Origin of the sequence: Nguyenibacter vanlangensis (genome assembly GCF_013376155.1) — a bacterium.
Classification (GTDB): domain Bacteria; phylum Pseudomonadota; class Alphaproteobacteria; order Acetobacterales; family Acetobacteraceae; genus Gluconacetobacter; species Gluconacetobacter vanlangensis.
Genome location: NZ_JABXXP010000821.1, coordinates 1 through 1,164, shown reverse-complemented (window position 1 = coordinate 1,164; position 1,164 = coordinate 1). Strand labels below are relative to the sequence as shown.

Genomic DNA, 1,164 nt, shown 5'->3' with positions numbered 1-1,164 from the left:
AGCGGCACCCCGGCGGCATAGTTCGCCGTCCCGTCGATCGGATCGACCACATAGGCCAGCGCGGCATCGCCCAGCGTGTCCAGCAGGTCGGGCCGGGCGCAGGCCGCCTCCTCGCCGATCACCACCGCCCCCGGCGACAGGCGCAGCAGCGCACCGGTCATCTCGTGCTCGGCCGCTTCGTCGGCGGCCGTCACCACATCCAGCTTGGTGGATTTGCTGCGGATGCTGGCCGCGTCCAACTGGCGAAAGCGCGGCATGATCTGCCGGGCCGCCGCCTGGCGCATGATCGCGATCACGGCACGCATATGCCCAACCGAAATGGGGCCCGTCATGTCATTCTCTCTGGCCAGAACCAATATCTAGCGGCCCGCTGGTCCGGGAGATTCTCATAAGGATCTCTCGGGCGGGACACCGGTCACCCGGCGGATTCGCGCGCCGGAGGGTCGCGTTCGCCGCTCTGCATCTCGAACCGGGCGCGATCGGCAGGCAGCAGGCGGACCGTGACCACGATATCCTGTTCGCCGTCCCGGCGCGACGTCACTTCCCCATGAGCATACAGCCAGGCCAGCGTCGCGCCGTCGCGCACCGGAATCGTATAGCGCACGGTCTCCATCGCCTCCGTCAGGCGCGAATCGATGGCCGCCAGCAGGTCGGGCAGCCCGTCGCCGGTCATGGCCGAGATCACGACGCCGCCCTCGCGCGGCGGCACGGCGGCAGGCCCGCCGATCAGGTCGGCCTTGTTCTGCACCTCGATCACCCGGCGGCGCCAATCCTCCTCGATCGTGCCGCCCTTGGCCATGCCCTCCAGCACGTCCTCCACGTCGGCGCGCTGGGCCGCGCTGTCGGGGTGCGAGATATCGCGGACATGCAGGATGATGTCCGCCTCGGCCACCTCCTCCAGCGTCGCGCGGAAGGCCGCGATCAGTTCGGTGGGCAGGTCGCTGATGAACCCCACCGTGTCGGACAGGATGATCCGCCGCCCCGACGGCAGGCGCAGCCCGCGCATCGTCGGGTCCAGCGTGGCGAACAACTGGTCCTGCGCATAGACCGTGGCGCCGGTCAGGGCATTGAACAGCGTCGATTTCCCGGCATTGGTATAGCCGACCAGGGCCACGACCGGAAACGGCACGCGCCGCCGCGCCGCCCGGTGCAGGCCGCGCGTGC

General features: G+C 69.8%; 2 protein-coding genes. Both read right to left on the bottom strand.

From position 1 onward, the window contains the following. Positions 1 to 332 (bottom strand): inositol monophosphatase family protein (locus tag HUK84_RS19355; protein ID WP_281362868.1); only part of this gene is annotated, 332 nt, incomplete at its 3' end. Between the two features lie 83 nt (positions 333 to 415). After that, the coding region (locus HUK84_RS19350) for an HflX GTPase family protein (protein WP_176641665.1) at positions 416 to 1,164 on the bottom strand (749 nt) is incomplete at its 5' end.